This window comes from Ornithinicoccus halotolerans, assembly GCF_009602535.1.
In the GTDB taxonomy this organism is placed as follows: Bacteria; Actinomycetota; Actinomycetes; order Actinomycetales; family Dermatophilaceae; genus Ornithinicoccus; species Ornithinicoccus halotolerans.
In genome coordinates, this window is sequence record NZ_WIQI01000117.1 from 1 (window position 1) to 7575 (window position 7575).

Consider the following 7575-nt stretch of genomic DNA (forward strand, 5'->3'; position numbering starts at 1 on the left):
CCAGCGCCGCGGTGAGCATGTCCTGGTTGGAGGCCCGGGCGTAGGCGCCGCCGACCTTGCCGAACGGGATCCGGTTGCCGCCGACGACGACGGCCGACCGTGGGGGTGTGCTGGCCATGGAAGCTCCTCTGCTCTACTCGGTACCGACGGTAGCAGGTACAGTCGGTACCCGGTACCGTGGGCGAGCGAGGAGGCGGGCGGCATGAGCACCCGAGTGGACGGCCGGGACACCCGGTGGACCCAGCACCGGGCCCGGCGGCGGCGCGAGCTGGTGGAGTCCACGCTGCGAGCCATCCGCGGCCTCGGTGCCGGCGTCGGGATGGACGACATCGCCGCGCAGGCGGGCACCAGCAAGACCGTGCTGTACCGCCACTTCGGCGGCCGGACCGGCCTGTTCCTGGCGATCGTCGAGGCCGTCGACGCCCGGATCCTGGCGGACCTGGACGCCGCCACGGCCGGCGCCGACCCGGAGGACCCGGTGGGCCTGGTCGCGGCCATGGTGGAGGCCTACCTGCAGCTGGTGGAGCGCGACCCCGAGATCTATCGGTTCGTGGTCACCCGCCCGCTGGTGGAGGGTCCGGTCGAGGACGACCCGGTCGCCGGTCTGACCGGCCGCATCGGGGAGCACCTGGCCGACGAGCTCGCCGCCCACCGCGCCCGGCACGGCCTGGACCCCGCGGTCGCCGACACCTGGGGCCACGGCCTCGTCGGGTTCGTCCGCGCCGCCGCCGACCACTGGCTGGCCACCGACCCGCGCCCGCCCCGGGCCGCGCTGGTCCGCGACATCACCGCCGTCTTCGCCCCGGCGCTCACGCCGCAGGCACCCGCACCCGACCCGAAGGACATGCCGTGACCACTCCCCGACCCACCCGCCCCACTCAGGAGGTCGCGACCGGCCGGCAGCAGACCACCGAGCCGCTCACCGGGCTCGGCGGCGCGCTGCGGGCGGCGCTGGACGGCCCCTACCACCCGCAGCGCAGCCGCATCCGCGAGGAGCTGGACCCCGCGGAGGTGCTCCGCGACCCCGCGATGACGACGGAGCAGGCCCGGGCCTGGACCACCGAGACCCTCGCGCGGCTGTCCGCGCGCGGCTACGGGCACGCCGGCTTCCCGCAGCAGCACGGCGGCACCGGTGACCTGGCCGTTTCGGTCGTGGACTTCGAGATGACCGCCCACGCCGACCTCTCGCTCACCGTCAAGTCCGGCGTGCACTTCGGGCTGTTCGGCGGCGCCATCGCCAACCTCGGCACCGAGCACCACCACGCCGAGCTCATCCCGCGGCTGCTGTCGATGGAGCTCCCCGGCTGCTTCGCCATGACCGAGGTGGGCCACGGCAGCGACGTGCAGTCGCTGGAGACGACGCTGACCCACGACGTGGCCACCGACGAGATCGTCGTGCACTCTCCCACCCGCTCGGCCACGAAGACCTACATCGGGGGCGCGGCCCGGGACGCGCGCATGGCCGTGGTCTTCGGTCAGCTGGTCGTGGCGGGCCGGTCGCACGGCATCCACGCCGTGCTGGTGCCGGTGCGGGACGAGGACGGCGCCGTGCTGCCCGGGGTGGCCACCGGTGACAACGGCGCCAAGGGCGGCCTGGCCGGCGTCGACAACGGCACGCTGGCCTTCGACCAGGTCCGGGTGCCGCGGCGGATGCTGCTGGACCGGTACGGCGGCATCGACGACGAGGGCCGCTACCGGTCCCGGATCGAGGGCGACAACCGCCGGTTCTTCACCATGCTCGGGACCCTGGTCCGGGGCCGGGTGTGCGTGGCCGGGGGCGCCGGCGTGGCCGGGCGCAAGGCGCTCTCGATCGCCACCCGGTACGCACTGCAGCGACGCCAGTTCCAGGGCGAGGGCTACGACGGCGAGGTGCTGCTGCTGGACTACCTGTCCCACCAGCGCAAGCTGCTCCCGGCCATCGCCACGGCGTACGCGCTGGGCTTCGCCCAGAACGAGCTCACCCTCACCCTGCAGCGGGTGCAGGGCAGCGGCGCACCGGACCTGACCGCGCAGCGGGAGCTGGAGACCCGCGCGGCCGGCATGAAGGCGGTCGCGACCCGGTGGGCCAACGACACCGTGCAGGTGTGCCGGGAGGCCTGCGGCGGGGCGGGCTACATGGCCGAGAACGGGCTGACGGTGCTGCGTGCCGACGCCGACGTGTTCGCCACCTTCGAGGGTGACAACACGGTGCTGCTGCAGCTGGTCGCCAAGGGCCTGCTGACCCACTACAGCGAGATGTTCGGCGACCTCGACATGCTCGGGATGGTGCAGTTCGCCGCCCGCTCCTTCGGGGGTGCGGTCATCGAGCGCACCGCCGCACGGCCGCTGCTCGAGCGCATCGTCGGCGCCGCCCAGCGCCGCTCCGAGGAGGGCCCGCTGCTGGACCGCGGCTGGCACGTGACGATGTTCGAGGAGCGGGAGCGGCACGTGCTGGACACGCTCGCCCAGCGGATGCGCACCGCGCGCAAGGCCCGCGGCGAGGACGCCTTCGCGGCGTTCAACACCACCCAGGACCACGTGCTGATGGCCGCCCGCGTCCACATGGACCGGGTCGTGCTGGAGGCGTTCGTGGCCGGTATCGACGCCTGCGCCGACCCAGCGGCGCGGGAGGTCCTGGAGCGGCTGTGCGACCTCTACGCGCTGAGCAGCCTGGAGGCCGACAGCGGTTGGTTCCAGGCCCACAACCGGATGTCGGCCGCCCGCGCCAAGGCGGTCACCTCCCAGGTCAACCAGCTGTGCGCGGACCTGCGACCGGACGCGCTGGCGCTCGTGGAGGGCATGGGCGTCCCCACGGCGTGGCTCGGCTCGGCGATGCTGGCCGGGCCGCAGGGCGGCTGAGGGCGCTGCCGGAGGAGCCCGGGGCGCACCCGGGTCCTGTCAGCGGGCCTGGTGGGCCCACAGGTCGCGCAGCAGCGCCACCTCAGCGAGGTGGTGGATGGCCTCCCGGTTGATGTGCAGCACCAGCTCCAGCATCGGGTGGTCGGCCCACTCCCCCTCCGCCGGCCCGACCGGCCGGCTCAGGTCCTCGACGCTGAGGCCGCGAACGCCCTCGGACCAGGCGGCGTAGGCCGCGTCCAGCTGTGCCAGCGCCTCGTCGGCCGTGGCCGCGTACTCCCACTCCTGGTAGTCCGCCGGCGGACCGCCGAAGTGCGCGTGCGCCCGGGCACCGAAGACGCCGACGATCACGTGCGCGAGCCGCCAGGCGACCGTGGTGACCGGCGGCGGGTCCGGCTCCGGGAACGCGAACTCGATGGTGACCGGCCCGCGACCACCCTGGATGGGTGCCGTGGACGTGCCTCGCGGGCGGATGCTCCAGCAGCCGGCGACCGGTTCCCAGAGGTACTCCTCGTCGGTGAGGCCCGCCAGCCGCGGACGGGCGGCGACCTGCCAGTGGAAGTCGAGCTGCTCGTGCAGCCGGGAGACCAGGTCCAGCTCGGTGCTCGGTGTCGTCATGCCGGTGACAGTAGGGCCGCTACCGGACAGGTTCGGTCCGGTAGCTGTGCGAGGCTGGCGTCATGGCCGAAACCACCGAGCGGGTGCTGGCGCTGCTCGGGCTGCTGCAGTCCCGGTCGGTGTGGTCCGCGGAGCGGCTGGGCGCCGAGCTGGGGGTGACGACGCGCACCGTGCGCCGCGACGTCGAGCGGCTGCGCCGGCTGGGCTACCCGGTGCGGGCGAGCCGGGGCGAGGGCGGCGGCTACCAGCTGGGGGCGGGCCGGGCACTGCCGCCGCTGCTGCTGGACCCGCAGGAGGCGGTCGCCGTGGCGGTGGCGCTGCGGCTCGCGGCCGGAGCCACGGTGACCGGGGTGGGGGACGCGGCGCTGCGGGCGCTGACCAAGCTGGATCAGGTGCTGCCCGACCGGCTGCGGGCCGAGGTCGCGGCGGTGCGCGAGTCGGCCTCGGTCGCGACGCGGCGCGCGGTCACGGTGGACCCGGTGGACCCGGAGGGGCTGATGGCGCTCGCCCGGTCCTGCCGCGACGGCACCGAGGCGAGGTTCGGCTACCGGAGCCGCAGCGGTGAGGTCACCACCCGCCGGGTCGAGCCCTACCGTCTGGTCGTGCTCGGGGACGCCTGGTACCTGCTCGCGTACGACCTGGGACGCGAGGACTGGCGCTCGTTCCGGCTGGACCGGATGAGCGAGGTGAGCGCCAGCACGTGGCGGTTCACCCGACGGCAGGCCCCCGACCCGGAGGAGTACGTCACCCGGTCGGTGACCCAGTCCCCCTACCGGCACGTGGCGCGGGTGCGGCTGCACGCCCCGGCCGCGGTGGTGGCCGCGCGGGTGCCGCCGCGCGTCGGCCAGGTGCGGCCGGTCGACGACAGCAGCTGCGAGCTGCTCGCGGGCGGCGAGGACCTGCCGTCGATGGCGGTGCACCTGGCCGCGCTCGACCTGCCGTTGGAGGTCATCGAGCCGGCCGCGCTGCGGGGCGAGCTCGCGCGGCTGGGGCGGCAGCTGCTGGCGGCCGCGACCGGTCAGCCCTGACGCGCCTCCTGCAGCACGGCGGCGAGCGCGTCGGTGATCTGGCGCAGCTCCGTCGGGGTGATGGTCAGCGGCGGCGCGAGCCGGATGGTGGAGCCGTGGGTGTCCTTGGCCAGGACGCCCTTGCCGGCCAGCAGCTTGCAGGCCTGCTTGCCCGTCATCAGCCCGGGGTCGATGTCGACGCCGGCCCACAGCCCGCGCACCCGGACTCCGACGACGCCCTGCCCCTGCAGCGCCTCAAGCTGCTCACGGAAGTCACCCTCGAGCTCGGCGGCGTGCCGCTGGTGCTCGCCGGTCTCCAGCAGCTTCACGACGGCGTGCCCGACGGCGGCGGCCAGGGGGTTGCCCCCGAAGGTGGAGCCGTGGGTGCCGGGGGTGATGACACCCATGACGTCGGTGTCGGCGGCGACCGCGGACACCGGCACGATGCCGCCGCCGAGGGCCTTGCCGAGGGTGTAGACGTCGGCCTCGACGCCCTCGTAGGCGCACGCCAGCGTGGTGCCGGTGCGGCCCAGCCCGGACTGGATCTCGTCGGCCACCATCAGCACGTTGCGCTCGGTGCACAGCTCCCGCAGGCCCGGCAGGAAGCTCTCCGGCGGGATCTGCACCCCCTGCTCGCCCTGGATGGGCTCGACCAGCACGGCGACGGTGTTGTCGGTGACGGCAGCCTCCACCGCGGCCAGGTCGCCGTAGGGCACCGAGGTGAAGCCCGGGGTGTAGGGGCCGTAGTCGTCGTGGGCGTCCGGGTCGTCGGAGAAGCTGACGATGGTGGTGGTGCGGCCGTGGAAGTTGCCGTCCATCACGATGATGTGAGCCTGGTCCGCGGCGACCCCCTTCTGCTGATAGCCCCACTTGCGCACCAGCTTGATCGCGGTCTCGACCGCCTCGGCGCCGGTGTTCATCGGCAGGATCGCCTCCTTGCCGACGAGGGCGGCCAGGTCGCGGCAGAACGGACCCAGCTGGTCGTTGAAGAAGGCGCGGCTGGTCAGGGTGGCGCGGTCCAGCTGGTCCCGGGCGGCCGCGACGAGGTCCGGGTGGCGGTGGCCGAAGTTGAGGGCGGAGTAGCCGGAGAGGGCGTCGATGTAGCGGTTGCCCTCGACGTCGGTGACCCAGACCCCCTCGGCCTGGGCGACGACGACCGGCAGCGGGCTGTAGTTGTGGGCGGTGACGCGGTCCTCGAGCTCGATGTAGGCGGCGTTGCTCGTCAGCTCGCCGGCCGGCGCGGTGGCGGTCATGTGCGGTGGTCTCCTCGACGTGGGGTACGGGTCGGCGCCCGACGGGGGCGGATACTCATGCGTAGTTGGGTATGACTATACACGGACGTGCGGTCGGGTCATGGCAGTTCAGACGGCGCGGTGCCGGGCCAGCTGCGCCTTCGTGTAGCCCAGGAAGTCGTCCGCGCGTTGGCTCGCCGGCGTGGTGAGCAGGCTGACGCCGACGAAGAGGCAGACCGAGACCAGCAGTCCCCACACCCCGCTGCCCTGCTGCAGCAGCCGGGTGCCGGTGAGCTCGAGTGCCAGCACGGCGGTGCCGCCGGCCGCGATGCTGGCCATCGCCCCGGCCGCCGTGCCGCGGGACCAGAAGAAGGTGCCGACGATGGCCGGGACCATGACCAGCAGCCCCGCAGACGCCGCGACGGACAGCACCGCGATGAGGTTGAGCTGCAGCTGCGCGAAGGCGTAGGCCAGCACGGCGATGACGGGCATCACCAGCTTCCCGAGCAGGAGCTGCCGCCGGTCGGTGGTGCTGGAACCGCTCACCAGGTCGCGGCTGACCATCGAGGCCAACGTGAGCAGGATCGAGTCGATCGTCGAGACCGCGGCCGCCATCACGCCGACCATCACGATGATGCCCAGGACCGGCGGGACGAGGTCGGAGGAGAGCAGCCGCGGCGTGGCCAGGTCGCCGGTGGCCAGGTCCGGGAACTGGATCACGGCCGCGAAGCCCCAGCTGACCGAGACCAGGGTGTAGATGAAGCCGAAGACCAGGAAGCCGAGCAGCATCCGCCGCATGTCACGCAGCGAGCGGGGGGTGAACAGGCGCTGGCTGACCTGCGGGTTGGAGATGCTGAAGAACATCCACGGCAACGTCAGCCCGATGAAGGTGCTGAGGGTGAAGAACCCGGTGCCGGGGACGGCGAGCATCCCCGGACGCGCCTCGCTGACCGAGGCGAAGAAGGACCCGAAGCCGCCGAGCTGATGCACCACCAGCAGCATCACGAGCGAGGCGCTGACGACCATGATCATGGCCTGCAGCGAGTCGGTCCAGGCCACCGAGCGCAGACCCGCGACGAGGGCGAACAGGATCGCGAGGAAGGTCGCCAGGACGGTGCCGGCCGTGAAGGAGATGGCGTCGTCGGTCATGCCCTGCAGCAGGTAGCCGACGCCGGCGAGCTGGACCGCGCTGTACGGGATGAGGAACACGCAGCTGGCCACGACCACCGTCCTGGCCAGCGCCTTACTGTCGTACCGGTGGCCCAGCATCTCCGAGGGGGTCACGAAGCCGTACCGCTTGCCGACCGCCCAGAACCGCGGGCCGAAGACGAGGACGAGCGTGACGCCGCACAGGTAGATCAGCTCGAAGCCCAGGGCACCGACTCCCCCGGCGTAGGTCAGCCCGGCGAGCCCGATGAGCATGAACGCGCTGTAGGTCGTCGCGCTGTAGCTCATCGCGGAGACGAAGCCGCCCATGTCCCGGTCCCCGAGGAAGTACCCGACCATCGTCGGCTCGTGCCCCCGGCGTGAGAGGTAGGCGGCGATCGAGGCGAGCGCGAAGTAGATGCCGATGCCCCACCAGACCCAGGAGACGGCCATCTCAGTCCCTCCAGGCCGAGCTGACGACGACGTTGACGGCGATCACGACCACCGTCGCCACGCTCCAGAACAGCAGCGAGCCGTACCAGGCGTCCACGTCACGCAGCAGCGCGTAGGGCACCACGTAGCTCAGCAGAACGGCCACGAGCACCACGACGAGCCAGCCCGCGCTCGGTGCAGTTCGCCTGCGCACCGCTCACCGCACCCTTTCCGGGCGGGCGTGTCGTTCGGCGGCCATGCCCGCAGCCTACGGGCGGCCGTCGGAGGGCGCGGTGGCGGCCCTG

General features: G+C 73.0%; 7 protein-coding genes. 3 read left to right on the forward strand and 4 right to left on the reverse strand.

Features of this window, described 5'->3' with window-relative positions; translation table 11 throughout:
* Nucleotides 1–202 precede the first annotated feature (202 nt).
* Together GFJ45_RS14090 and GFJ45_RS14095 are read left to right on the forward strand one after the other, a co-directional pair.
* Nucleotides 203–853 (forward strand): TetR/AcrR family transcriptional regulator, encoded by a 651-nt coding sequence (locus tag GFJ45_RS14090; protein WP_153398303.1) that lies wholly within the window; start codon nt 203–205, stop codon nt 851–853.
* Nucleotides 850–2838, forward strand: coding sequence for an acyl-CoA dehydrogenase family protein (locus tag GFJ45_RS14095; protein WP_153398305.1), 1989 nt, complete (start codon nt 850–852; stop codon nt 2836–2838). The genes GFJ45_RS14090 and GFJ45_RS14095 overlap by 4 nt, the downstream gene beginning before the upstream one ends.
* 39 nt (nt 2839–2877) lie before the next feature.
* Here the strand turns inward: GFJ45_RS14095 and GFJ45_RS14100 are convergent, their stop codons facing one another.
* Entirely contained in the window at nt 2878–3453 is a 576-nt protein-coding gene (locus GFJ45_RS14100; RefSeq protein WP_153398307.1) for a DinB family protein, read from the reverse strand.
* Nucleotides 3454–3515: 62 nt separating this feature from the next.
* On the opposite strand from GFJ45_RS14100, the gene GFJ45_RS14105 reads away from it, so the two are divergent.
* Complete coding sequence (locus GFJ45_RS14105) at nt 3516–4481, forward strand: helix-turn-helix transcriptional regulator (protein ID WP_153398309.1); 966 nt, start codon at nt 3516–3518, stop codon at nt 4479–4481.
* Here GFJ45_RS14105 and rocD read toward each other — a convergent pair.
* The 3 genes from rocD to GFJ45_RS14120 all read right to left on the reverse strand — a co-directional run bounded on the left by rocD (nt 4472) and on the right by GFJ45_RS14120 (nt 7484).
* Nucleotides 4472–5713: an ornithine--oxo-acid transaminase gene (rocD, locus tag GFJ45_RS14110; protein ID WP_153398311.1), complete on the reverse strand. Its 1242-nt coding sequence runs from the start codon at nt 5711–5713 to the stop codon at nt 4472–4474. The two genes, GFJ45_RS14105 and rocD, sit on opposite strands and share 10 nt — an antisense overlap.
* A gap of 108 nt (nt 5714–5821) precedes the next feature.
* On the reverse strand, nt 5822–7291 hold the full coding sequence (locus tag GFJ45_RS14115; protein WP_153398313.1) for a sodium:solute symporter family protein: 1470 nt from the start codon (nt 7289–7291) through the stop codon (nt 5822–5824).
* 1 nt (nt 7292) lies between these two features.
* Entirely contained in the window at nt 7293–7484 is a 192-nt protein-coding gene (locus GFJ45_RS14120; RefSeq protein WP_153398315.1) for a hypothetical protein, read from the reverse strand.
* Nucleotides 7485–7575: the final 91 nt, after the last annotated feature.

What these genes read in the sequence shown, in the direction of transcription:
- GFJ45_RS14090 (WP_153398303.1), top strand. Translation starts at nt 203, where the DNA reads ATGAGCACCCGAGTGGACGGCCGGGACACCCGGTGGACCCAGCACCGG.
- GFJ45_RS14100 (WP_153398307.1), bottom strand. Translation starts at nt 3,453, where the DNA reads ATGACGACACCGAGCACCGAGCTGGACCTGGTCTCCCGGCTGCACGAG.
- rocD (WP_153398311.1), bottom strand. Translation starts at nt 5,713, where the DNA reads ATGACCGCCACCGCGCCGGCCGGCGAGCTGACGAGCAACGCCGCCTAC.
- GFJ45_RS14105 (WP_153398309.1), top strand. Translation starts at nt 3,516, where the DNA reads ATGGCCGAAACCACCGAGCGGGTGCTGGCGCTGCTCGGGCTGCTGCAG.
- GFJ45_RS14115 (WP_153398313.1), bottom strand. Translation starts at nt 7,291, where the DNA reads ATGGCCGTCTCCTGGGTCTGGTGGGGCATCGGCATCTACTTCGCGCTC.